Annotated in this window: 12 protein-coding genes and 7 pseudogenes; 13 read left to right on the top strand and 6 right to left on the bottom strand. The window is 53.6% G+C overall.

Annotated elements, in window-relative coordinates:
• Nucleotides 1-145: 145 nt before the first annotated feature.
• Nucleotides 146-448, bottom strand: coding sequence for a hypothetical protein (locus tag JCM15908_RS14845; RefSeq protein WP_025003198.1), 303 nt, complete (start codon nucleotides 446-448; stop codon nucleotides 146-148).
• A gap of 97 nt (nucleotides 449-545) precedes the next feature.
• Between JCM15908_RS14845 and JCM15908_RS13595 the strand changes: the two are divergent.
• The 5 genes and pseudogenes from JCM15908_RS13595 to ccsA all read left to right on the top strand — a co-directional run.
• Nucleotides 546-1,380 (top strand): annotated as a pseudogene (locus tag JCM15908_RS13595) (IS256 family transposase, variant Zn-binding type); the annotation flags it as partial.
• Between the two features lie 176 nt (nucleotides 1,381-1,556).
• Nucleotides 1,557-2,204 carry a cytochrome c nitrite reductase small subunit gene (gene nrfH, locus JCM15908_RS09810; protein ID WP_025003197.1) on the top strand — a complete coding sequence of 216 codons (648 nt, stop codon included), beginning with the start codon at nucleotides 1,557-1,559 and terminating at the stop codon, nucleotides 2,202-2,204.
• A gap of 82 nt (nucleotides 2,205-2,286) precedes the next feature.
• Nucleotides 2,287-3,782 (top strand): annotated as a pseudogene (nrfA, locus tag JCM15908_RS13590) (ammonia-forming cytochrome c nitrite reductase).
• Between the two features lie 167 nt (nucleotides 3,783-3,949).
• Nucleotides 3,950-5,245, top strand: a pseudogene (locus tag JCM15908_RS13585) (cytochrome c biogenesis ResB family protein).
• Nucleotides 5,242-6,028 (top strand): annotated as a pseudogene (gene ccsA, locus JCM15908_RS13580) (cytochrome c biogenesis protein CcsA). Before JCM15908_RS13585 ends, ccsA begins: the two co-directional pseudogenes overlap by 4 nt.
• Before the next feature lie 382 nt (nucleotides 6,029-6,410).
• Here the strand turns inward: ccsA and JCM15908_RS09790 are convergent.
• Nucleotides 6,411-7,664: a M16 family metallopeptidase gene (locus JCM15908_RS09790; RefSeq protein ID WP_025003196.1), complete on the bottom strand. Its 1,254-nt coding sequence runs from the start codon at nucleotides 7,662-7,664 to the stop codon at nucleotides 6,411-6,413.
• Nucleotides 7,665-7,813: 149 nt separating this feature from the next.
• Between JCM15908_RS09790 and JCM15908_RS09785 the strand changes: the two genes are divergently transcribed.
• The 4 genes and pseudogenes from JCM15908_RS09785 to JCM15908_RS09765 all read left to right on the top strand — a co-directional run bounded on the left by JCM15908_RS09785 (nucleotide 7,814) and on the right by JCM15908_RS09765 (nucleotide 12,686).
• Nucleotides 7,814-8,749, top strand: a complete 936-nt coding sequence (locus JCM15908_RS09785; protein WP_025003195.1) for a carbohydrate kinase family protein — start codon at nucleotides 7,814-7,816, stop codon at nucleotides 8,747-8,749.
• A gap of 85 nt (nucleotides 8,750-8,834) precedes the next feature.
• Nucleotides 8,835-10,024: pseudogene (locus JCM15908_RS13575) on the top strand (FprA family A-type flavoprotein).
• A gap of 96 nt (nucleotides 10,025-10,120) precedes the next feature.
• A complete protein-coding gene (locus tag JCM15908_RS13570) occupies nucleotides 10,121-11,182 on the top strand; it encodes an acyltransferase family protein (RefSeq protein WP_234396437.1) in 1,062 nt (353 codons plus the stop codon).
• A 949-nt stretch (nucleotides 11,183-12,131) separates the two neighbouring features.
• Nucleotides 12,132-12,686, top strand: a complete 555-nt coding sequence (locus JCM15908_RS09765; protein ID WP_025003193.1) for a DUF3332 domain-containing protein — start codon at nucleotides 12,132-12,134, stop codon at nucleotides 12,684-12,686.
• A gap of 162 nt (nucleotides 12,687-12,848) precedes the next feature.
• Here the strand turns inward: JCM15908_RS09765 and JCM15908_RS09760 are convergent, their stop codons facing one another.
• On the bottom strand, nucleotides 12,849-13,388 hold the full coding sequence (locus JCM15908_RS09760) for an LOG family protein (RefSeq protein ID WP_025003192.1): 540 nt from the start codon (nucleotides 13,386-13,388) through the stop codon (nucleotides 12,849-12,851).
• A gap of 212 nt (nucleotides 13,389-13,600) precedes the next feature.
• Nucleotides 13,601-14,901, bottom strand: a pseudogene (locus tag JCM15908_RS13565) (NAD(P)/FAD-dependent oxidoreductase).
• 1,225 nt (nucleotides 14,902-16,126) lie between these two features.
• Here JCM15908_RS13565 and JCM15908_RS09740 point away from each other — a divergent pair.
• From JCM15908_RS09740 to JCM15908_RS13560, 4 genes and pseudogenes are all read left to right on the top strand, one after another.
• Nucleotides 16,127-18,031: a DEAD/DEAH box helicase gene (locus JCM15908_RS09740; protein ID WP_025003191.1), complete on the top strand. Its 1,905-nt coding sequence runs from the start codon at nucleotides 16,127-16,129 to the stop codon at nucleotides 18,029-18,031.
• Between the two features lie 352 nt (nucleotides 18,032-18,383).
• Nucleotides 18,384-19,610: a spore maturation protein gene (locus tag JCM15908_RS09730; RefSeq protein ID WP_025003190.1), complete on the top strand. Its 1,227-nt coding sequence runs from the start codon at nucleotides 18,384-18,386 to the stop codon at nucleotides 19,608-19,610.
• A gap of 62 nt (nucleotides 19,611-19,672) precedes the next feature.
• Complete coding sequence (locus JCM15908_RS09725; RefSeq protein WP_025003189.1) at nucleotides 19,673-21,115, top strand: lipopolysaccharide biosynthesis protein; 1,443 nt, start codon at nucleotides 19,673-19,675, stop codon at nucleotides 21,113-21,115.
• A gap of 92 nt (nucleotides 21,116-21,207) precedes the next feature.
• A pseudogene (locus JCM15908_RS13560) lies at nucleotides 21,208-23,324 on the top strand (S46 family peptidase).
• A 485-nt stretch (nucleotides 23,325-23,809) separates the two neighbouring features.
• Here the strand turns inward: JCM15908_RS13560 and JCM15908_RS09715 are convergent.
• Together JCM15908_RS09715 and JCM15908_RS09710 are read right to left on the bottom strand one after the other, a co-directional pair.
• Complete coding sequence (locus JCM15908_RS09715) at nucleotides 23,810-24,268, bottom strand: copper resistance protein NlpE N-terminal domain-containing protein (RefSeq protein WP_025003188.1); 459 nt, start codon at nucleotides 24,266-24,268, stop codon at nucleotides 23,810-23,812.
• A 90-nt stretch (nucleotides 24,269-24,358) separates the two neighbouring features.
• Complete coding sequence (locus tag JCM15908_RS09710; RefSeq protein WP_025003187.1) at nucleotides 24,359-24,835, bottom strand: DUF4625 domain-containing protein; 477 nt, start codon at nucleotides 24,833-24,835, stop codon at nucleotides 24,359-24,361.
• Between the last annotated feature and the right edge of the window lie 59 nt (nucleotides 24,836-24,894).

The raw sequence follows: 24,894 nt of genomic DNA, 5'->3' as shown, positions 1-24,894 counted from the left end.
GATTACCTTGAAGCGCAATACCATGACCAATATAAACATTTCGGCAGAGGGCCCTGCGCCCAAGGAGATTAATATAACCGAAGAGACCGGCGCCATGAAAGAAGAGACTGTCGGATGGGACTTGAAAGTAAAATAAAGCTGCCGGTCAGGAGGGCAGCCCGTTTCCGTATATTCCGTTGACGGCCGGCAACAGAACGCACGGCAGAAGGGCCTGAACCTTGTAAGGATGAGCGACGGAGCTGTCAGCAAACTGACGGTGAGATAAGAACGGGGCACTATCTCCTTCAGGGAAAGGCCCTGTAGACTCAAACAGCCCTTCAGGGCATAGAAGCAAAGGCTTGCACCGCTTGTCAAGGGCGACTGCAAGCCTTTGCCTCTTCATCCAGATTTCTGTCTCTTGGGGCGTAATGGACATTTGGTAGGCTGAAACCTTCTGAATATCCTTCATTTATTACCTTTGCAGCATTTGAAAACCTATGAATAAAAACTGTATATGCTGGAACGGCTCAAATGTTAAAAAGAACGGTCATCGGCGTGGCTTCCAAATGTATTATTGCCGGGACTGTGATGAGCAATTCCAAGGGGGAAAGCGCATTAGAGACATAACCCTTTGGAACGAATATCTGACTGATAGACGGACGGTTTCAGAACCGGCTGTTATCCACAAATGTTCAGAGAGGACAATACGCCGCCATCTGGCATTGGCAGCGGACAGTTTCAATTCTGTCTGTCCAGAGTCAGCCGTCATCATCACTGATACGACATACTTCTACCGCAGCTTTGGTGTTATGCTGTTTATGGATGAGGAATCCGGAAAGATACTTCATCGAAAATATGTCAGGAATGAAACGAACAGGGATTATCTTGACGGACTCAACCATATAGAAGAGTTTGGAACAGAAATAAAGTCAGTCGTATGTGACGGACACACAGGACTCTTGCAAGCTATAAACTCCTGTCCTGCACAGATGTACCAGTTCCATCAGTTACAGATAATCAGGAGGTTACTCACGAAAGACCCACATCTGTCAGCCGGTATAGAGTTGCTGAAGTTAGTACAGAGTATGTTCCCGATGAAGAAAAATGAGTTTATATCGCTGTTTAACAAGTGGTGTGAGGACTGGGAAGATTTTCTCAATGAAAGAACGGTATTGGTTTCCGGGAAAACCACCTATACCCATAGAAGGCTAAGAACAGCAAGACGAGCTATAAGAACGCATCTCAAATGGTTTTTACCTATGAGGAACATCCTGAACTGAACATTATACGACAAACCGTTTGGAAGGATTTAACGCACACATCAAAAGGGCATTATTAAATCACAACGGGTTGAATGATATTAATAAGAAGAAATTTATTGACGGGTTACTCAATACAAAAAGTAGGCTGGATAATCCAGCCTACCAAATGTCTATTACGCCTGAAATTGTACTTTCTTATCCCGAACTCGCGTATAAAATAAAGAAACATCATCATAAATGAGGATGTTTTTCTGATTTCTTTACAAGATTCTCGCCGTTATTTAGTATATTTGCAGCGGAATCAACTAAAAGCCTATGTGTTTGCGCAAGATATTTTCATGGATAAAGGACAAGTGGCTCGCTTTCAAAAGCGCACTCAGCTACCGTCAGAAAGCGGCCCTGATAACGCTCGTCGGTATCGTGGTCGGTTTGGGAGGATTGTTCATGTATCTGCTGAGGATGCACACCTATATAATAGGCGACGACCCGAAGGCATGTATCAACTGCCACATTATGTCGCCTTACTACGCCACATGGAGCCATTCCTCCCACGGACGCGATGCGACCTGCAACGACTGCCATGTGCCCAACGACAACATTGCGTCGCATTATCTCTTCAAGGGAAAGGACGGAATGAAGCACGTTGCTTACTTTGTTACCCACAGCGAGCGGCAGGCCATCATGGCAGAGGAGGCGTCGTCGGAGGTGATTATGGACAACTGCATCCGCTGCCACACGCAGCTCAACACCGAGTTTGTCAAGACGGGACGCATAGATTATATGATGGCACAGCGGGGCGAGGGAAAGGCCTGTTGGGATTGCCACCGCAATGTTCCCCACGGCGGCATGAACTCCCTGTCGGCTACGCCGGGTGCAGAGTTCGTAGAGCCGATGCCGTCGAGTCCCGTTCCCCACTGGTTGCAGACGATGTTGGGGCAAGAGGCGGTGCCGAACCTGCGGTAAAGCCATCGTTCATCACCCACAAATCATAATTCTTCCGGGGATTAATTCCTCATTTCTCACTCAGAAATCCTAATTCTATAATATGGCAAAGCAATTGAAAAAATGGCAAGGCTGGCTCCTCTTCGGCGGAGCAATGGTCGTTGTCTTCGTATTGGGTCTGCTCTGTTCCTCATTGCTGGAGCGTCGGGCAGAGGTAGCAAGTGTCTTCAACAACCGCCGTACACAGATGACTGATTCCATCGTGTCGCAGAACGAGAAGTTCGCCGAGGACTTCCCACGCGAATATCAGTCGTGGACGATGACCGAAGATACCACCTTCGAAAGTAAATACAATGGCTCGCAGGAGAAAGACGTGCTTGAGGAGCGTCCGGAGATGGTGATACTCTGGAATGGCTACGCCTTCTCCAGAGAGTACAATACTCCCCGCGGGCATCGCCACTGCGTTGAAGACCTGCGCAAGATTCTCCGTACCGGCAGTCCGGGCGTAGACGGTCAGGACGACTTGCAGCCGGGAACGTGCTGGACCTGCAAGGGGCCGGACATACCGCGGCTGATGCGCGAGAAGGGAACGGACAAGTTCTATGCCGCCAAATGGAGCGACTGGGGCAATCAGGTGATGAACAGCGTCGGCTGCTCCGATTGCCACGATGCACGCACGATGGATCTTCGCCCGGCCCGGCCGGCTCTCTACGAGGCGTGGGCCCGCGTGGGAAAGGATGTTAGGAAGGCCGGCCATCAGGAGATGCGCAGCCTTGTCTGCGCCCAGTGCCATACCGAATACTACTTCGAGAAGGAGAACGGCAACTATCTCCATTTCCCACAGGAGAGGGGACTCACCTGCGAAGCTGCCGAGGAATACTACGACAGCATCGGCTTCTACGACTATATCAACCCTCTTTCCAAGGCGAAGATACTCAAGGCGCAGCATCCCGGCTATGAGCTTTTCAAGCAGGGAATCCACGGGCAGCGCGGAGTCTCCTGTGCAGACTGCCACATGCCTTACATCTCCGAGGGTGGCGTGAAATATACCGATCATCACATCATGAGTCCGCTGGCAAATATCAACCGTACTTGCCAGACCTGCCACCGTCAGGATGCGGAGACCCTGCGCCAGAATGTGTACGAGCGTCAGCAGAAGATTTACGAGTTCCGTACACGCGTGGAGAAGGAATTGGCATACGCGCACATTGAGGCGAAGTTCGCTTGGGAGAAGGGAGCTACCGAAAACGAAATGAAGCAGGCCTTGGACGACATCCGCAAAGGACAGTGGCGTTGGGATTACGCTGTGGCAGGACATGGTTCCGCCTTCCATGCCCCACAGGAGGTGATGCGCTCCTGGCCAGCGCGATGGAGTATGCGAAGGACGCCCGCCTACAGGTGGCGCGTGTCGTGGCCAAGCATGGCTTCTCCGGCACGATTCCGCTCCCTGACCTCTTCACACGCGCCAAGGCTGCCGAGTACTGCGGCCTCAACATGCCGAAGTTGCGCCAGCAGAAGAAGCAGTTTCTCGACACCGTAGTTCCGAAGTGGATTGAGACGGCACGGAAGAACAAGCGGTTCGTCGCCAAGCCCATGTAGCGGGATAGATAATGGATAATAGACAACAATCGGTGCCGTCAGCCGGGAAGGCTGGAAGCGACAACGCAAAAATATGACGGACGACGGGAGCGGGGACGAATCCTGCGCTCCCATTGCCTTGCACCGCAACGGGAAAGTAAACAAGCTGTCAAAAGCTCATGGAAGTTATGTGGAACAAACCTTATTCGTTGAAAGAAGGAACTGCCATCGCTGTCGGCTGATGCTCACCGGGCTTGTCCTTCAGATTGCTGTCGGCCCCTTGGAATGGGGAATCTTCACGTGGCCTGCCAACATAGTCGTGCTGGCTGCGTTTGTTGCAGCTCTGCTTGCAGTATGGATGCTGCGCAATCATGTTTATTTCTGCCGGTTTATGGCGACGATGCAGGCTGCCGTACCGGCCATTGCACTGGCTGCGCTGCTCACCATCGTCATGGGGCTTGCCCGTCAGGTGCCGGAGGGCAAGTCGCCTGCCGATTCCGTAGGCATCACCAAGATGCTTAATTTCTGGCCCTTCATCCTCGTCTATGTATGGATGACGGCTATCGTGGGCGAAGTTACCATCCGTCAGGTTGCGCGTTTCTCGTGGCGCAGGGTGCCGTCGTTTGTCAGCCATCTCGGGCTGTTTATGGTTCTTACCTGCGGCACGCTCGGCAGCGCGGACATGCAGCGGCTGAAGATGTATTGCGAACAGGGCAAGCCGGAGTGGCACGGACTCGATGCGTGGAGCGGTGTCCACCAGTTACCCGTGGCCATCCAGTTGGAGCAGTTCACCATTGACGAATATCCGCCCAAGCTGATGATGGTTGACGGCAGGGGGATTCCGCAGCCCGTCAAGAAGCCGGAGAACCTTGTAATAGAAGAGGGGTTCAGGTCGGGACAGCTTGCAGGCTGGGACATCCGGGTCATCAAGCGCATCAACGACGCCATGCCGGCGGAGCTGAGCCGGATGGTCGGCAAGATGCCCGGGGGCATGATGGCAAACATCCGCATGGATTCGCTCGGCATGGCACGCAATAAGGGCGGCTTCATCAAAAGCAGCATGCCCGGTTCGGCCTGTGCCTCTACGTCAGAGCGACGCAGGGCAGTGTCGTCAAGGAAGGTTGGGTGTCGTGCGGAAGCTACATGTTCCCCTATCAGGGGCTGCAGCTTGACGACGACCATACGGTGGCTATGCCCAACCGCGAACCGCGCCGCTACGCCTCACTGGTAGACATCTACACGCAGGACGGGCAAAATGTCCGCACCGAAATAGAGGTCAACAAGCCTTATAGCATTACCGGATGGAAGATATATCAGCTCAGTTACAACGAACAGATGGGCAAGTGGAGCAATGTGAGTGTCTTCGAGCTTGTTACAGACCCTTGGCTGCCTGCCGTTTATGTGGGAATATTCATGTTGTTGGCCGGTGCGTCGGGATGTTTCTCACAGCGGGCCGTAAGAAGAGAGAGGAGGTAGCAGAATGAGTTGGAGTTATTTTATCGTGTTTGCCGCCGTGTCGGTAGTGCTCTGGGCGGTCGGTGCTTTTGCGGCATGGAAAGAGAGGCGCGTGCTGGCCTTTGCGTCAACGGGCATCGGGTTGGCGGTATTCTTTGCCTACATCGTGATGATGTGGGTATCGTTGGAACGTCCGCCGCTCCGCACGATGGGAGAGACGCGCCTTTGGTATAGCTTCTTCCTGCCTTATCGGGCATTATTGTGTACAGCCGCTGGCGTTACAGGTGGATTCTGAGTTTCTCGTCGATACTGGCAACCGTCTTTGTCTGCATCAACATTCTCAAGCCCGAGATACATTCCAAGACCCTGATGCCGGCCCTGCAAAGCCCTTGGTTTGCCCCGCATGTCATTGTCTACATGATGGCCTACGCCTCTTGGGAGCTGCGATGGTCATGTCGGTCTACCTGCTGTTCTTCAAGAAGGGTGAGGCAACGGACAAGGAGGCGGACATTACCGACAACCTCACCTACGTGGGACTGGCGTTTATGACCCTCGGCATGCTCATGGGGGCACTCTGGGCCAAGGAGGCGTGGGGACACTACTGGAGCTGGGACCCGAAGGAAACGTGGGCCGCGATTACTTGGCTGGCCTACCTCGTTTACGTGCACTACCGTCAGCACAGGCCGAAAGACCTGAAGCCGGCCCTCTGGACGCTCATCGTTGCCTTCTGTCTCTTGCAGATGTGCTGGTGGGGCATCAACTATCTGCCCTCCGCGCAGGGTTCGAGCGTGCACACCTACAACATGCAGTAGGTTGTGTTTTGATATTCCGGGGGAAGGGACAGGCGATGCCGCCTGTCCCTTCCTGCTTTTCCCGATATGGTGGAATGGCGTTGCCGGACAGTCTTTCTGCCATTCTGTCACCGGGGTTAGACCGCAGCCGGGTCGTCGTCCGGCAGTTGCCGGGGGCTGGTAGCATGTAGGCAAGAGGAGGAGGGCATGTCTCGCCTCGTTCATACGGCTATTCCGTGTTCCTTGGCATGATGGTTTTATACACGCCTGTATAACGAGCTATACACGTTTGTATAGTTGATTATACACGCTTGTATAAAGATTATGGCAACGTGTATGGCAGGCTGTACATTCTTGTACGGCCTACAGGGCTATGCGCGAAGTTCTGATGAGTGGTTTGTCTTTACCGGTAGATGAGGGTTGTCAGGCGTTCTTGGACAAACAGTTCCTTGGCAACGGCCTGTATTTCTCCGGCCGTGATGGAGTCGATATTGCGGTAAAGGCTCGTAATGTCCTTTTCCCAGCCATAGTGGAGGAAGCTCTTGCCGAAGTCGAGGGCGAAGTTCTCCCGGTTGTCGCAGGCGATTCCTATTTGTCCCTTTATCTGGCTCTTGGCGGTGGCAAGCTCTTCCGGGGTAAGGGGCGTTCTGACGAAGCGGTCGAGCTCAGCCCTGACAAGCATGCGACATTCCTCTATGTCTCTGGTGTCGCAGCCGAAATAGATGCTCCAGAGGCCCGTACTGCCGTAGCTGACCATGGTGCTTTCGACGGTGTAGACGAGTCCGCGGCGTTCGCGGAGCGACAGGTTGAGGCGCGCGCTCAGCCCGGGTCCGCCCAAGATGTTGTTGAGCAGGTAGAGCGGCATGCGCCGTTTGTCGTGTATGCTGTAGGCCCGGTTGCCCACCATGACGTGTGCCTGATGAGTCTGCTTGTCTACGGTAATCGTCTGGGGACGGTATTCGGTGAGGACGGGCAGCGGGCTGTTGACGGCCTGCCGAGGCCCGTCTGTGTCGGAGGAAGATGCTGCCCGTCGGCTGCCCGTCTGCTTTTCGAGGAGCGAGATTAGCTCGCCGAAGTCGATGTCGCCGTATGCAAAGAAGACGGAATTGCCGGGGCGGTAGTGCCGGCGTGCGAAGCCGAGGGCGTCCGAAGTCGTGAAACGGCGTACACGTTCTGCCTTTCCGAGTATGTTGTGCCCGAGCGGATGCCCGTCGAAGAGAAGGTTTTCGAACTCGTCGTATATCAGCTCGGCAGGGCTGTCGTTATAGGATTCTATCTCGTCGCAGATGACTTCCACCTCCTTCTCTATCTCCTTCTGCGGATAAATGCTGTGGAAAACAATGTCCGTCAGCAGGTCGACGGCGAGCGGCAGGTAGTCTTTCAGAATGGCGGAGTAATATACCGTGTCGGTCTTGGTGGTGAATGCGTTGAGTTCTCCGCCCACTTTCTCAAGGCTGTTGATGACGTCGAGTGCCGTCCGCCGGCTCGTTCCCTTAAAGGTAACGTGCTCGCAGAAGTGCGCCATACCCTCCTCGGCCGGCTGCTCGTCGGCTGTTCCCGCGTTAATCTGGTAGCCGCAGTAGACCACGGGCGACGCAGAGGGCAGGGCAATGATGCGCAGGCCGTTGCCGAGGGTAGCTGTGTTATATTGTGTCATGGCTGCAAAATTACAGATTTTCTTTTTGAATATTGCCCGATTTATGCTATATTTGCACGTCCGTAGGCGTAAAACAGGGTTTACGGACAGGCACGGCCGTGGCCCCGTACGGATTAGGCAGGGGGCGGACGGCATCATCTCAGACAAGCATGAGCAAGGTAATAGGAATTGGCGAGACGGTACTCGACATCATTTTCAAGAACAACAGGCCCGTGGAGGCGGTACCGGGTGGCTCCACGTTCAATGCCCTCACGTCGTTGGGCCGCTGCGGCGTCAATGCCTCCCTCATTTCAGAGGCAGGCCACGACAGGGTGGGCGACTACGTGGTAGACTTTCTCAGGGCAAACGGGGTCAATGCCGACAGCGTCAGCTCCTTTCCCGGGTCGAAGTCGCCCGTCTCTCTTGCGTTCCTGAACGACAGGAACGAGGCGGAATATATCTTTTACAAAGACCATCCGCACGACAAGCTTGAGTTCTCGCTCCCCGACATTCAGCCCGACGACATCGTGCTTTTCGGCTCTTTCTATGCCGTCAATCCCGTCATCCGTCAGCAGGTCGCCGGCCTGCTCGACTATGCCCGTCAGCGCAGAGCCATCATCTACTACGACGTGAACTACCGGCCCGTACACCGTGACGAGGTCATCAGGATAACGCCCAACCTGCTGGAGAATCTCGACTATGCCGACATCGTGCGCGGAAGCGAGGAGGATTTCGCCACGCTCTACAGGAAGGAAGGTGCCGATAAGGTCTACGACTCTGAGATTTCCTTCTATTGCAGGCGGTTCATCTATACCCGCGGGGCAGAGCCGGTGGAGGTCCGGGGAGAGAACGGCTTCAGGAAGGCCTATCCCGTAGGCAACACCCATACCGTCAGCACCATCGGGGCAGGCGACAATTTCAATGCCGGCTTCATCTTCGGGATGCTGAAAGAGGGCATCACCCGGGCAGATTTGGAGCACGGGCTGACCGAACGGCAGTGGGACAGGCTCATTGCGAGCGGCTTGGAGTTCGCTGCCGAATGTTGCAAGGACATTTTCAACTACGTCAGCAGGGAGTTTGGCGAACGCGCAGGGAAAAGCCTTTAGGGGCGTGCAGGCACGGACAGGCCCGTGAACCCCACCTACCGACAGGGAGATTCCGCAAAAAGGAGAAACAATAACAACAACCAAAATGATAGAAATAACCAACAATGTTTACTATGTAGGCGTCAACGACCGCAACAAGTCGCTTTTTGAAGGACTCTGGCCGTTGCCGAACGGTGTCAGCTACAACTCCTATCTCATCGTCGACGAGAAGGTCTGCCTTATTGACACCGTCGAGGTCGACTTCTTCGTGCAGTTCATCGAGAACATCCACGAGGTGCTGGGCGACCGCAAGATTGATTATCTCGTCATCAACCACATGGAGCCTGACCACTCCGGCGGACTGGCTCTGCTGAAGAAATACTACCCCGAGATTCAGGTAGTGGGCAATAAGAAGACCTTCGACATGATGTCGGGATTCTATGGCATCAAGGAGAATACGATGGAAATGAAGAACGGCGAGACGCTCTCTTTGGGGCAGCACTCTCTCCAGTTCTTCATGACGCCGATGGTGCACTGGCCCGAAACGATGATGACGCTCTACCAAGGCAAGGAGAGCGTGCTCTTCTCGGGCGACGGATTCGGCAGTTTCGGGGCACTGAACGGCGGCATCATTGACCGCGAAATCAATACCGACTGGTGCTGGATGGAGATGGTGCGCTATTATTCCAACATCGTCGGCAAGTACGGAACGCCCGTTCAGAACGCGCTGAAGAAGCTGGCAGGCATACATTTCGACTATATCTGCTCTACGCATGGCCCTGTATGGAACAAGTATGTGGAGAAGGTAGCGGGCATGTACGACCAGATGTCGAAGTACGAGACCGAGCCGGGACTCGTCATCTGCTATGGCACGATGTACGGCAACACTGAGCGCATGGCCGAGCAGATAGCACGGGCGGCATCGCTGGCAGGAGTCAAGAACATCGCCATGTACAATGTGTCGAAGACGCACCACAGCTACATCCTCCGCGACATCTTCCGCTTCCGTGGATTGATAGTCGCGCGCCTACCTATAACACGGGCCTGTACCACGAGATGGACGTGCTCCTCTCCGAGATAGCCAACCGCGACATCAAGAATCACCTCATCGGCTGGTTCGGCTCTTACTCGTGGGCAGGCAAGGCCGTTGCCGCCATCGGCGAATGGAACGAAAAGCGGCTGCACTTTGAGCCGGTGGGCGAGCCGGTGGAGATGAAGCAGGCACTCACTCCCGAAAAGAAGGAGGAATGTCAGCGGCTCGGCCGAGAGATGGCTGCCAGACTTTTGACCGAATAGGCAGGCCCTGCAGCAATCACCCATCATGGCTTTGCCGGGCAGTCCGGGCGGACCTGACTTGTCCGGCAAGGTCTTTTTTTTACCGTTATCCCGAATATGATTATCCGAATGAATACCGCCGACATGCAGTCGCAGGTCATTTCCGCCCTGCGCTATCCGCTGGTGGTATTGGTACTGCTGATTCATTCCGACTTCAAGGGCATTTCGCAGGCATGGGACGGTGCGCTGCTGGCATGCCCCTCCCTGTCGTTGGGCGATGCCGAATTGTCTGTCCGGACCTTCATCGGCTTTGTTTCGGGAACGCTGGCCCCTCTTGCCAATCCTTTCTTCTTCTTTCTGAGCGGTCTCCTTTTCTTCCGTGAGGGGGAGTTTTCCCGTGCGCTCTATCTTCGGAAGCTCCGCAGCCGTGTCCGCTCCCTGCTCGTTCCGTATCTCTTGTGGAACGCTCTCTTCCTCCTTGTTCTCTGTCTCGGCGAGACGCTGCGTCCCGGCTGGACATCGGCCGTCAGCCGTCCGGTAGCCGATTTCGGCCTTGCCGACTGGCTGCTGGCCTTTTGGGACATCAGCCTCATCGGTGGTCAGGGCGGCATAGCGGCTCCGCTGGACATCCCCCTGTGGTTTGTCCGCGACCTGATGGCCGTTTCCGTTCTGTCGCCGTTGGTCTACGTTGCCGTCAGATGGCTTTCTTCGTTCCGCAGAGAGATTGCCCCCGTTGTGCTGATGGCCCTGCTCTATGCCCTCAGATGGGCACCCGAGCTGCCCGGAATCAGTTTTCAGGGACTCCTTTTCTTTGCCTTCGGGGCTTATTTCGGCATCAACAGGCTGTCGATAGCCGTTCTCTTCCGGCCTGCCCTGTGGGTTGGCGTGCTCCTGTCCTTCTATTTTTGCCAGAAGAATCTGCCGAATCTGATGTATGCCTCGCTGATAATCGGCATCGTGTCATTCGCTACCAGACGCATAGAGCGTCGCCGTGCCAAGGGACAGCTGCCCTCGCCGGTCTTTCAGACCCTTACCGAGCTTCGTTTTTTATCTTTGCCGGTCATACGCTTCCGTTGGGGGCTGTCGTCTATCTGCTCAAGGCAGGCTGGCTTTCTCCCTCCGGCAGCTTCGGGGTGTTGGCAGTCTATCTGCTTTGCCCGGTGCTGCTCACTCTCCTGATCGTCCTTCCCTACCTTCTTCTCCGTCGTTTCCTGCCTGTCGTCGCAGGGTGGCTGACGGGTGGAAGAGGCTGATTCTTCGTTTTGTCCGCCTTCTTGCTACCCGCGGCAGAGGCTTCTGCCGGGACGTGACGGATTGCTTTCGTATCCGCCTGCCATCAGAGGAACGCCCCCGTCAGCATTGCCGGACGGATTGTATAGGGACGGCTGAAACGGCAAGCGGCCGTGGAGGAGGCGGCTGTTTGTAAAGATGTTTTGCCTATGTTTCCCCCTGCATCCTGTCGTTGTGCCGTGTTCGCGTGGCCAAAGTGGCATTTTCGTTCTGTCGCAAGGCCTGTTTGGCGGAGCCGGAACGGCACTTTCGCGTAGCCGGTACGACACTTTTGAGATGCGTTCTGCAATATCTTGATTATCAAGGCTGTTGGGATTGGGCGGCTTTCTTCCTCTTCTGGTGGCGGAAAAGGAAAAGAGCTATGGTCTTTGTAATGTTTTTTCTTGTCCTTATCATACCCTTTTTGCCTGTCGGCGTAGGAGCAGGGGAAGGCCGGGGAGGGGAGTTGCGGTGGCAAGAACAGCCGGATGAGGCAGGGAAGACCGGGGGAATCTCTTTTGCAAGTCTGCTTTCTTGAAAACTAAAATTAACATATCGGCCTTCTGTATCTGTCTTTTCTTTCCCGTTTCTTCCTGTTTGCGTCGTCTTTTTTGTGGGTTGTTCTGACAACCTCCGTAATGTGCTGATTATCAGAGCCTGAATGAAAAGAACCGCCGACCGGTCTACTATAGTTTGCCGTGAGGTAGAATTGGCAATGTTTCTGTGGAAAGAAGGCAGATGAAAGGTGGCGTAGAGGTGATAAGATTACAAAATGAAATAAAAAATGGTAAATAGATATGGTTTTGTGAAATAATTGCTACTTTTGTGCAGAGTTATATGTTTTAAAATCTGGTTTTATATGAAAAAGAAAGGTATTCAGATTGCTGCCTGTCTCTTGGCAGCCTCTTTGGCAATGAGTTCGTGCGTTGGCTCATTTGCCTTGTTTAACAAATTGGCAAAGTGGAACAAGACTGCAACCGATTCGAAGATTCTCAATGAGATTCTCTTCCTCGTCATCTCTCCTGCCTATGCTTTCTGTACTATTGCCGATGCCTTGGTTTTGAACTCAATAGAGTTCTGGACCGGCGACAACCCCGTAGCCAACCGGGTAGGCAAGACCCGCAGCATAAAAGGCGACGACGGGCTTATGTATGCCGTGAAGTACTTGGAGAACGGTTATCAGGTGACGAAGCCGGACGGTGAAGTCTACTTCCTCACGTACAACAAGGCTGAGAACAACTGGTACATCAACGCTGAAGGAAAGGAGACCAAGCTCATCCACTTCAATGGGGACGGCACTATCAAGGCTTTCCTGAACAATGGTCTGACCGTTGATGTTACTCCCGACGCATCGGGTCTCTTCGAGTTGAGGAGCGTGCAGGCAGGTACCAGCTACTTCATGGCAGCGCGGTAACGGGCGGATAGAGTCCCCCCGCCTCTCCGAAAGGAAGGTATGTACGGTTCCGGGACTTCCCCTGTGTCCTTGTCCGGCCTTTTTTGGCAGGGAGGGAGAGGAAGTACCGGGACTTTTCTGTGCTTTCATGTTCCTTGCAGCACGGCCCCAAAGCCCTTTTTTCTATTCTTCTCCCTTCAGTAATTCCTTCAGCCCGTCCAGCGAGTTGGCTATCTCAATGTGGCGGTGATAGTCGCCACGGATGAAGCCGCGCTGTTGCAGGTCGTCCATCAGGGCGATGAGCGAGTTCCAGAATCCCTTCATGTTGTAGAGAATGACGCGCTTTCGGTGGTAGCCGATGGTAGCCGAGGCAGCGGCCGTGAAGACCTCGTCGAGCGTACCGATACCTCCGGGCAGGGCTACGAAGACGTCTGCCTGCGCCATCATGATGTCCTTGCGGTCGGAAAGGTTGTCGCAGGGGATGTCAATGTCCGCATAGTCGCTCCTGCGTCCCCCTTGTTCGATAATCTGCGGGACTACTCCGATGGTCCTGCCGCCTGCCTCTTGGGTGCTTCGGGCGATACTTTCCATCAGCCCGGCATTGCATCCGCCGAATACTACGGTATGGTTCTCCTTGCCTATCCATCGTCCCAGCTCCTCGGTCATGGCGAAGAAGTCGGGGTCAATGTTGTTGTTGGCTGAGCAATAGATGGCTATTTTCATTGTCTGTAAGTCTTTTCCCCCATTTCCTCTCCGAAGAAGGAGGAGAGGGAATGGCTTGGTGGGAGAGTTGTTATGTTATTATAGATGTTGTTCCGGCTTTTGGAAGCAGTTCGGCAGGGATGTTCCCTGCCGTTTTCTGTGTGTCATCCGGATGGCAGGAAAGCATAGCCGTGTCCTCTCCTCGTCTTATTCCCCTTCCTTTCCCGGAGAAGTCAGGAGGGAGACCGCTCTGCCGCTTCTTTGCCGGATGCTTTCAGAATCAGCCGCAGACTCTGCTTGTAGTTGATATAGTTCCATATCCAGTTCAGAAGAATGAAGCCTTGTTCTTCACTCCGAGTATGGAGCGGAGATGAACGACGAGCCATAGTACCCATGCAAGGAATCCGCCGAACTTCCGTCCGGCTATTTCGGCAACGGCGTGGTTTCGTCCGATGGTCGCCATAGTGCCGAGATTCTTGTATTTGAACGGCTTCGGGGCTTCACCCTTCAGTTGTCGGCGGAGATTGTCCGCGACGGTCTTGGCCTGCTGCATGGCTACCTGTGCGAGTTGGGGATGCCCGAGAGGATATTCTCCGTCGCCCTCTACGAGGCTCTGGTCGCCTATGGCATATACTCCTTCCAGTCCTTTGACGCGGCAGAAGCGGTCGGTCAGGAGGCGTCCGCCGTGTCCCAAGCTCTCTGCCGGGACTCCGCCGATGTGGTTGGCACAGATTCCGCTGACCCAGATGACCGTCGCGGCAGGTATTCTGAGTCCGGCACTGGTCTCCAAGACGCCGTCCCTGTAGTCTGTAGCGAACTGCGGCTGCCTTACATGTACGTGCAGCCGCTTCAGGTCTCTTTCGGCACGGGCCGACGAGCGCGGGTCCATGCCGGCAAGAAGCCGGTCGCCCGCGTTGACGAGATAGATGTGCATCTGCGACGAGTCGAGGTCGGGGTAGTCGCGGGCAATGATGTTTATCTTCATCTCCGCAATGGCTCCGGCTATCTCCACGCCCGATGCTCCTCCTCCGACGACCACCACGTTCATCAGAGCCTGCTTGCGTTCGGGGTCGTCCTCTACTTCGGCTTTCTCCAGATTCTGCAAGATGGTGTTGCGGAGGTGCATGGCCTGCGATACGGTCTTCATCGGGAGAGTTGTCGACTCAATATGCTTGTTGCCGAAAAAGTTGGTCTTTGCCCCTGCTGCAAGGACGAGATAATCGTACTGAATGGTTCCGATGGAGGTGCGGAGTATCTTTTCCCGTGTGTCCACCGACTCGGCCTCTGCCATTCGGAAGAAAAAGTCCTTGTTGCCTTGAAACAGCCTTCGGAAGGGGAAAGATATGCTGCTTGGCTCCAGTCCCCCCGATGCCACCTGATAGATAAGGGGCGGAAACTGGTGGTAATTGTTCTTGTCGACCAATACAACCTGATAGCCGGCTCCGAGAAGACTGAATGTCAGTTCCAGACCTCCCAGTCCTCCTCCTACGATGACGACCCTCTTTTTCCCCGTGCGTTCTATGTTTGCTCTCACTATACGATGTTTTTGTTATTCTCCTTTGTTGTTACCATCTGTTGGAATAGTCCATTTCTAACGTGGGCTGTCTCGTTTTATTGTATGCAAATGCCGTGCCATGCAAGTCAGCGTTTCGATTTGTCGCATTTGTTGCCATTTGCCGGTTTTGTTGCCGTTCCCGTCTGTCAGGATGAAAAGGTTATAGGCTGATGGTCGGTCTGTGTGCGCATATCAACGAAATTGTGAGTTTTTTTGTCCGATTTCTTTTGTTTATTCAATTTTTTTGCCTATCTTTGCCCAGTCAATAGACAAATAGTCGTTATTAAGATTAATTATTTGAGTTAGTAAAAAGGAAAAAACTTTAAGAGTAAAGGTATTAATGTGGTTCAGCATCTCGCAGTGATTGCGGGGTGCTTTTTTTGTGCAGAATAGTGAAGACGGCCGTTTTTCATTCAAGCCAGTTGCCGAATGATACGGAGAGAAAATCTGTATTGCCGGGAGCGTCTGGGGAGATAAGGACGTGGCGTCTTTGTAAAGGCATACTCGTTTTTGCCTATTCGCTTGGTGAAAACGGCACTTTGGCAACGTGAAACGGGCTTGCTCGTATGGTGAAAGCGGCACTTTCGTTTTCTTGTTTGTATATCACTGATTACCAAGAATTTACCTATTATCGTTCTATTCCGTGTCTGTGAAGGGCGGAAAGGGAGTCGGAGATTGTGGAAAATAATGAAATATGCACCTCTCCTACAGGGACATGTGCTCCCGTATATACGAACCGGGCAAGGCGGACAGGCACGGGGCCTGTCCCTACGGGTTGGTTGCTCTTCGCCTGTAGGGCAGGCAAAAGATACACAAGGGATGGTTTTTAGGTCCGAATCGCTTTCGTATGGCAGGTGAAAATGTAGGGACAGACCCCGTGTCTGTCCGAAGCAGACAGAAGAAGGCAGACAGGCTGCATGCCGTCTGAGGCGTATTCCCGGGCACTTGCCGTAGCTTCCATACCGCTGAAAGGGATGAGGGAGAAAGCCCCGCCATTTAGTTAATCTTCTAAAAATGTTTAATTTATAGACTCATTTATTTGCTTGTCCCACATCTCTTCCGTACCTTTGCACGCCGAAAAAGGAAATTGCCACCTGAGAGTTTGTGCGCGGCTGTTTGAAGTCGTGGGCAGGCGAGTGTCTTTCAGTGGGTTCGTTTGGTGGCCGATTCCTTTTCGACAGGTATTCATTATAAACAAACGAATTTGAAGACATTTGAAGAATTGGGCGTCAGCGAAGAGATTCGCCGCGCCATCAGTGAAATGGGCTTTGAGCAGCCCATGCCCGTTCAGGAAGAGGTAATCCCTTATTTGCTTGGCAACAGAAACGACGTCATCGCACTGGCACAGACCGGTACGGGCAAGACGGCGGCTTTCGGTATTCCCCTTATTCAGCGTATCGACACGTCGAGCAAGGAGACACAGGCGATTGTTCTCAGTCCTACACGTGAGCTTTGCCTCCAGATAGCCGACGACCTTAACGATTTCGGCAAGTACATTCCCCATCTGCATATCGCAGCCGTCTACGGTGGTGCATCCATTGAGACGCAAATACGTCAGCTCCGCCACGGTGTGCAGATTATCGTAGCCACACCGGGCCGTCTCATTGACCTCATGCACCGTGGCAAGGCGAAACTTGAGAACGTCTACAACGTCGTGTTCGACGAGGCAGACGAAATGCTCAACATGGGATTTCAGGACAGCATCACCGAGATTCTTACGGGTGTGCCCGAAGACCGTAACACACTCCTCTTCTCGGCAACGATGAGCAAGGAGGTGGAACGCGTGGCACAGGGCTACCTGCACGACTATAAGGAAATTGTGGTAGGCTCGCGCAACGAGGGCGCGGAGAACGTCAACCATGTCTATTACATGGTCAACGCGCGCGACAAGTACCTTGCCCTGAAACGAATAGTAGACTTCTATCCCAAGATTTACGGCATTATCTTCTGCCGCACCAAGCTGGAGACTCAGGAAATTGCCGACAAGCTCATCAAGGACGGGTACAACGCTGAGGCCCTGCATGGCGACCTCTCGCAGCAGCAGCGCGACCTGACGATGCAGAAATTCCGCTCGCACCTCACCCAGCTCCTTGTCGCTACCGACGTGGCTGCCCGTGGTCTGGACGTGAACGACCTGACGCATGTCATCAACTACGGACTTCCCGACGACATAGAGAACTATACCCACCGTTCCGGACGAACCGGGCGTGCAGGAAAGAAGGGTACATCCATCTCCATTATCCACAGCCGCGAGAAGTCCAAGGTACGTAATATAGAGAAGGTAATAGGCAAGGAGTTTGTCGACGGAACGCTTCCCAGCCCGGAGGAAATATGCAAGAAGCAGCTTTTCAAGACGATGGACAATATTCTGAAAACCGACGTAGACGAGGAGCAGATAGCCACCTATATGCCTGACATCAAGCGTCAGTTTGAGTTCATCGATAAGGAAGACATCATCAAGAAGATAGTTACGGCTACCTTCGGACGGTTCCTCGACTACTATAAGAACGCACCCGAGATAGAGAAACCCTCCTCGCGCAGCAGCAGGCAGGAGAACAAGAGCTCCCGTGGCGAAGGCCGCGGAGGCCGGAGCCGCGGTCCGCACAAGGTGGAAGAGGGATTCAGGAAACTCTTTATCAACCTTGGCAAGGCAGACGGGTTCTACCCCGGCGAGGTGATGCAGTTTATCAACAAGAACGTGCACGGCCGTCAGGAAGTTGGACACATCGACCTGCTGCAGAAGCAGAGCTACATTGAGGTGCCTGAAAAGGATGCGCAGAACGTCATGCGTGCCCTTGACGGCCTGACATACAAGGGTCGCAAGGTGCGCTGCAACGATGCTGAGGAAGGCGGACGCAATCCTCGTACACAGCGCGACGACCGTGGCGGACGCAGCGAAGGCCGTAGCCGTCGCGACGATAGCCGCAACCGCCGTGATGGCCGTAGTCAGCGTGGTCGCCGAACGAACGAAGACCCCGGATTCGATATGCCGCGGAAATTCCGTAAGGACGACTGGCAGGAACTCATGCGAGGCGGTGGAGCAAAGCTGAAAGGCGAAGAACCCGACTTCAGCGAGGAAGGATGGGCACGCAGAAGACCGAAAAAGTAGGCATCCGCCCATCCCCGCTGCTACAAGAAAAGAAAATACACAGCGGATGCCATCCTGTTTTCCGAAACGGTTTTTATCCGTGGCAATTTCATCGGAAAGACATCCCAACGACAACGCCTCACGCAAGCAACCTTGCCTGCGTGAGGCGTTTGTCTTCTAAATAGAGGAGAACCGGCACGTCTGCATGCACGACAGGCGCATCCTCCATGAGGCAGAGTGCATGCAGACTGTCCGACAGGACATTAAAAGAATACCATACCTGCCTTTTTCCGCGTTTCTATTGCCTATCTCCGCAAATTTGATTACTTTTGCGAACTATTGTATCAATAAGCAACGAACACCGTACAAGAATATGGTACTCAACTATATTTGGATAGCGTTTTTCCTCATAGCCTTTGCTTTCGGGACTGTCTCCCTGCTCATGGGCGATACTGCCATTTTCCAGAAGATGGTGGATGCTACCTTCGACTCGTCGAAGACGGCTTTCGAAACCTCCTTGGGACTGACGGGAGTGCTGGCTCTTTGGCTCGGCATGATGAAGATTGGAGAGCGCGCAGGGATTGTCAACGTGCTGGCACGGCTCCTTAGCCCTGTCTTCACGAAGCTGTTTCCAGACATTCCGAAGAACCATCCCGTAATGGGATCCATCTTCATGAACATTGCCTCAAACATGCTCGGACTCGACAATGCTGCCACACCGACAGGCCTGAAGGCCATGACGCAGATGCAGGAACTCAACACGCGGAAGGACACTGCAACCAACCCGATGATTATGTTCCTCGTACTGAACACATCGGGACTGACCATCATCCCCACGACCATCCTTGCCTTCCGCAGCTCCTATGGCGCAGCGCAGCCGACAGACGTGTTCATTCCCATTCTCCTCGCAACGGCCGTGGCCACCCTTGCCGGCATCGTCATCACGTCGGTATGGCAGCGCATCAATGTCTTTCAGCCCGTCCTGCTCGCCACCTTGGTGGGAATGGCAGCTTTCGTGGGCATTGTCATTTGGGGATTCGGACAGTTGGACAAGGAGACAATGGCAACCGTAACATCGGTTGCGTCGAATCTGATACTCATGTCCATCATTGTCGTCTTCATAAGTGCCGGACTCATCCACCGGGTAAACGTGTACGATGCCTTCATTGAGGGTGCCAAAGAGGGTTTTACCACCGCTGTGCGCATTATTCCATATCTGGTTGCCATCCTCGTTGCAGTCGGCGTGTTCCGTGCTTCGGGCGCGATGGACCTGCTTATCAGGAGCATCCAGTGGTGCGTGGAGCAGTGCGGATTCAGCACCGACTTTGTCGGGGCACTTCCCACCGCCTTTATGAAGCCCCTGTCGGGCAGCGGTGCACGTGGCCTGATGCTTGAGGCGATGAAGAACTACGGCCCCGACTCGTTCGCAGGCCGCCTCAGCTGCATCTTCCAAGGCTCTACCGACACCACCTTCTACATACTTGCGGTCTACTTCGGCAGCGTGAGCATCAAGTACACGCGCCACGCTGTCGCCTGCGGACTGCTTGCCGACCTCGCCGGTGTCATAGCGGCAATAGCCGTCTGCTACATTTTCTTTTAGAGAATAAGGACGACGGGGCCTGCAGGTCCTGCCGACTTAATAAGTGCAACAACGATAAAACAATGGCAAACTTAAAATCATTGGCAAAAGATACCGCCATTTACGGTATGAGCAGTATCGTCGGAAGATTTCTGAACTATCTTCTCGTGCCGCTCTATACAGCTAAAATCAGTGCTGCGAGCGGTGGGTATGGTGTCATTACCAACCTCTATGCCTATACCGCCCTGCTGCTGATTATCCTCACATACGGCATGGAGACGACTTTCTTCCGCTATGCCAACCGCGCCGATCAGGACCCAAAGGTGGTCTATTCCACCGTTCTCTCGATGGTGGGCATTTCGTCTCTCGTCTTCATTGCGCTGGTTTTCACCTTCCTGCAACCCATCTGCGACTTCATGGGCTACTCCGAGCATCCGTCATACGTATGGGTCATGTTCGTTACCGTGGCCATTGATGCCTTTCAGTGCATCCCTTTCGCCTATCTGCGTTACAAGAAACGCCCCATCAAGTTTGCAGCCTTTAAGCTCCTTTTCATTGCCCTGAACATTGCGCTTAATCTCGTTTACTACCTCTTCATGGGCGGCACGGAGGTCGGCTATGCCTTCTACATCAACTTAGCCTGCACTTCCATCATCACCTTCTGCTTCTGGAAGGAACTGAAAGAAGGATTTTTCCCCGGCGGCAAGCGGTATCAGTCGGGACTGATCGGGAAGATGCTTTCCTATTCGTGGCCGATTCTCATACTCGGCATTGCCGGAATACTGAACCAGACAGCCGGCTTCATTCTCTTTCCCTACCTATACAAGAACAGCGATGCCCATACCCAGCTCGGCATTTTCGGTGCAGCGAGCAAGATAGCCATGATTATGTCGATGATAACACAGGCGTTCCGCTATGCCTACGAGCCTTTCGTCTTTGGAAAATCGCGCGACAAGGACAACAAGGAAACCTACGCCCGGGCGATGAAGTTCTTCATTATCTTCACGCTCTTCGCCTTTCTCGTCGTCATGGGATACATGGACGTGCTGCGCCACATCATCGGACGCGATTACTGGGCCGGTCTGCGTGTCGTACCGATAGTGATGGCCGGAGGCATCATGACGGGCATCTACTTCAACCTCAGCTTTTGGTACAAGCTCATCGACAAGACCATTTGGGGTGCCTATTTCTCCGGCATCGGCTGCGCAGTCATCGTCGGCATCAACGTTGTCTTCGTACCCCGATACGGCTATATGGCCTGTGCGTGGGCAGGACTCCTCGGCAATGCCACGGCGATGGTGCTCTCCTACATTGTCGGGCAGAAGAAATACCCCATTGACTATCCCCTGAAGAGCATCGCGGCCTACGCCGTTATCGCTGCCGCCTTCTTCTACGGAATGAGCCTTACCAACGAACACTTGCCAGTATGGCAGGCACTCGGCATCAACACGGTGCTGATTCTGCTCTTCCTCGGGCACATTCTCTATCATGACCTGCCGCTTGCCAAGCTGCGCAGGAGGGGATAGCGGAAACTCCGGCGCGGCAGACTTTTACCGTCATCCAACCCCTATCATACATTCCCCTACGAGAAATTCAATCAATTTAACACCAAAACAATATGAAAAAATCAACTTTACTCCTCGCCGGTCTCTTTGCGCTCGGTACTGCGCATGCCGACGAAGGCATGTGGACACTCTTCAATCTGCCCGATGCCGTCTACGACCAGATGGTCAACGAGGGCTTCCAGCTTCCGTGCGACATGCTCTACAATTCGCCCAATGCTATCAGCAACTATGTCGTAAACTTCTCCGGCTTCTGCTCGGGAGTCGTTGTTTCGCCAGACGGACTCGTATTCACCAACCACCATTGCGGCTTCGGTGCCATCAACGCCCACTCTACGGTAGAGCACGACTACATGCTCAACGGCTTCTACGCAAAGGATTTCAGCGAAGAACTGCCCAATGAGAACATGTTCGTATCGTTTATGAAGAAGCAGGAAGACGTAACCGCACGCGTCAATGCCCTTATAGCAGGCAAGAGCCTCGAGGAGCAAGGCGGCATCATCGACTCGCTCTCCAACTACCTCACCGACTCTATCAAGACCGTAGACAAGACCCTCCATATAGAGATAGGTGCCTTCTACGAGGGCAACAAGTACTTCGCCACTACCTATCAGACTTCACCGACCTGCGACTCGTCTTCACCGTGCCCAAGAGCATGGGTAAGTTCGGAGGCGAAACCGACAACTGGATGTGGCCGAGACAGACGGCCGACTTCTCCGTCTTCCGCATCTATGCTGACCCGAAGACCAACGGCCCTGCACCCTACTCCAAGGACAACGTGCCCTATCATCCCGAACACTGGGCACCTGTCAGCCTCGAGGGCTACAAGGACAAGGACTTTGCCATGACCATAGGCTATCCCGGAAGCACCAGCCGCTACCTCTCCTCCTACGGAATACAGGAGAAGCGCGACGTAGAAAACTCTATCCGGGTTCAGGCGCGCGACATTAAGCTCGCCATAATGAAGAAGTATATGGATGCGAGCGAGAAGACCCGAATACAGTACGAAGACAAGTACGTGGGTGCGGCCAACTACTGGAAGAACGCGATGGGTATGAACAAGTGTATCGACTCCATCGGACTCGTCCGTCAGAAAGCCGAATACGAGACCAAGATTCAGAACTGGCTGAACAGCCAGACTACCAAGGACGCAAGCGTAAACGTAGACTTCGGAAAGCTCTCCAAGCTCTATGCCGACCGCAAGCCATCCTATATCGCAAGCAACTACTGGATGGAGTCGTTCTGGAAGACCAGCGAGTTCTTCAAGCGGTCGTTGGACATACTCCGCGGTGCAGTGGAGGTTCAGGGCCCGAAGGACGACGAGACCAAGCAGTACATGCAGTTCAAGGACAACAGCGACGAGTGGAACCTCGCCCTCGACAAGGAGATGACGGCTGCCATGCTGAAGAACTACGCCGCCAAGGTTCCGGCAGACTTCCTCCCCGGATTCTACGAGGAAATCAATTCGAAGTTCGGCGGCGACTATACCAAATACACTGAATGGCTCTACAAAAAGAGCAATCTGCTGAAGAAGGACTACAAGTTCTTCAATAACGAGAAGACCACCTCAGACCCCGGCATCCTGCTTGGCATTGAGCTGATGAAGGTCTATGCCAAGATGGGCGAGACGCTGGCAACAGCCCAAGAAGCCATTCAGAACGAGGAGAAGAAGCTCTGCGAGGCTAAGGTACAGATGGAGATGGACATGCCGCACTACAGCGATGCCAACTTCACCATGCGCCTCTCCTATGGTCAGGTAGGCGGCTACATGATGGGACAATACAACAGCGGCTACTATACCGCGGCTGAAAGCATCGTCGAAAAGATGAAGCGTGCCAACGAGGTAGAGGAGTACAAGGTAGAACCTATCATGCACGAACTGATGACAGCCAAGGATTTCGGCAAGTATCAGGACAAGACCACGGGCAAGATGCAGCTCTGCTTCCTGACCAACAACGACATTACGGGCGGCAACTCCGGCTCGCCGATGTTCGACGGCAAGGGACGCCTCATCGGACTTGCTTTCGACGGCAACTGGGACAGCCTTTCCAGCGACATCAATTTTGACCGCCGACTGGCGCGCTGCATCGGTGTTGACATTCGCTATGTCCTCTTCCTGATGGACAAGTGGGGACATGCCGACCGCCTGCTCAAGGAAATTAATGCAAAGTAAGGATATAGAAGCTCCTTCAGCATCCCTTACATCCCTGTCCCCCTTTCCTCCCCGAGGAAAGGGGGACATTCATTTTACTGTAAGGCCGCAGTTTAGCGAAGAGACCAGTGGCATGGAGAGGAGACGGCAGGAGGCACTTAAAACCCCCAAATGACGGAACGCCCGACATCTGCCTGTCTTTCAATGACTTGCAGAGCTTGGGAAAACCACTGCGCGGATAAGCCGGTTTCGCACCGTGAAAGTGGCGTTCTCGCTGTGTCAAAGTGCCGCTTTCGTGTTGTCAGAGTGCCGTTTTCACCGGACGGCGACAACCGTTGGGCGGATGGACGGGAATATTGCCGTGCAGCGAAATGGAAGTATAGTGGTGTGCAGGGAGGATAGCAGAAGGCTGCACGATGCTGCCGCAAGAATACGAAAAAGGGCTGCACGGGAATCGTTTCCCCATGCAGCCCTTTGTTTTTCGGTCTATGGAAGCAGCCGGTGGCTTACTTCTGCAACTTCAAGTCATAGTTCATGCCCTCTTTGGCAACAGCCTCTTCGAAGTCGCTGTTGACCATGCGGAGCGTAGAATCGTTGAGAACAAGGAATGTAGCCTTGTCGTCAGCTCCCAGAGCGAACTGGTAGTAGGTGTTGGACTTGCCGTTGACGTCTTTCTTCACAATCTCGTACTTGCCGTTGTAGTTGCTTGCTGTGTCAATCTCGGTCTCCGACTTCATGTATGCCTCTGACAGGCTGAAGCCGTTGGTAGAATCCTGTGCCAGTGCGACGCGGTACTTGATGCCATATACATCGGCAGCCGGGGTCATGCCCTCGTAGATGGCAGAGTCTGCTGCCACGGTGTCTGCAGCCGTTGTATCGCTGCTCTCATTGTTTGCAGTAGTCTTGCCGTTGTTGCAAGCTACCATAGCTGCACATGCAGCTACCATTAAGATAATCTTTTTCATTGCTGTAATTGTGTAATTAAGTGAACTCTATTCTAACACGATAATTGGCATTTTATTGTAGTGCCGCACCTATTTGATGTTCTTTTTATCTTATTTTATCTTGATGCTCATCGATTTCAGCTCTTGCCATCCGGCCTTGTCGGTAACGCGAATCATAAAATGATAGTCGCCCGGTTCGATGTCGCCGGGTATCTGTATGTCCACGCGTCCCTTGTAGGTAGTGCTTCCGGCAGGGATGGTGTAGTCCTTGTTGAAGACCCATGGGTTCGTGGCAGTCTTCTCCTTGTCGAGCGGACAGTCTGTGGCTGATGTTCCGTGGGTGTGGTGGTCGAAGTTGTTGTGTATCTCTATGTTGTAGCTTCCCAGTTCCATGTTGTCGGTGAAGATATACTGGAAGGGGATGGCCTCGCCCCGGCTGTAGGTCTGGCAATCTACGGGGTTGGGGGTAATGCCTGCCTCAGATATGGCCGGCTTCTGTGTGTCCTTTACAGTCTCGTCGTCACTGCTGCATGCAGTAATGGCCGTAAGAAGTGCGGCGACCGATAGACCTGCGATAATCTTTTTCATAATGCCTTGTTGTTGAATGATTGACAATGGGCAGTTGTTTTCTGTCAACTGCCCATTGC

It is taken from the genome of Prevotella dentasini JCM 15908, from assembly GCF_000614065.1.
Lineage (GTDB): Bacteria > Bacteroidota > Bacteroidia > Bacteroidales > Bacteroidaceae > Prevotella > Prevotella dentasini.
Note: the sequence above shows the minus strand (reverse complement) of the source record. Positions and strands in the feature narration are given on the sequence as shown.